Origin of the sequence: Pseudomonas sp. LJDD11, assembly GCF_024584215.1 — a bacterium.
GTDB lineage: Bacteria > Pseudomonadota > Gammaproteobacteria > Pseudomonadales > Pseudomonadaceae > Aquipseudomonas.
On sequence record NZ_JANJFL010000089.1, the window covers coordinates 1 to 664 of the forward strand.

A 664-nucleotide genomic window follows, 5' to 3' on the forward strand; every position below is an offset into this window, starting at 1 on the left:
TGCGGACCAAGAAGTACCGGTCTTATCGGGGGGCGGAAGGCACAATCGCAGCGAACGAGCTGCAACGTAACTTCGAGGCTCAGCGGCCGAACCAGAAGTGGGTGACCGACGTGACCGAGTTCAAGGTGGCCCAGCAAAAGCTCTATCTGTCGCCAGTGATGGATTTGTACAACGGCGAGATAGTGGCTTACGAAATAGCCACTCGACCAAGCTACAGCCTGGTGGGCAACATGCTGGAGAAGGCTTTGAGTAGCCTGGGTAACAGCCCCAGGCTACTGATCCACTCGGATCAGGGCTGGCAGTACCAGCAGGCCCAATATCGCCGTGCGTTGCAGCAGTGCGGTGTGAAGCAGAGCATGTCGCGCAAGGGCAACTGCCTGGACAACGCGGCGATGGAGAGTTTCTTCGGCACGCTCAAGTCGGAGTTTTTCTACTTGGAGCGGTTCGAAAACATTGAAGAATTGAAGGCTGGTCTGGATGAGTACATTCATTACTACAACCATGATCGTATCAAGCTGAAGCTCAATGGCCTGAGCCCTGTGGAATACAGGACTCAGGCTGCGAGCTAAAACTCTCCAACTTTTGGGGGGCAGTTCAATTTGTAGGAGCGAATTCATTCGCGAAAGCCCCCATACCGAACACCAGAGGACCATGCTGTGCCCGT

General features: G+C 54.7%; 1 protein-coding gene. It reads left to right on the forward strand.

Annotation, left to right across the window (positions count from 1 at the left end; genetic code table 11):
• Window positions 1-569, forward strand: a 569-nt coding sequence (locus NRB16_RS28890) for an IS3 family transposase (RefSeq protein WP_257107566.1), incomplete at its 5' end; no start/stop codon positions are given.
• Window positions 570-664 lie beyond the last annotated feature (95 nt).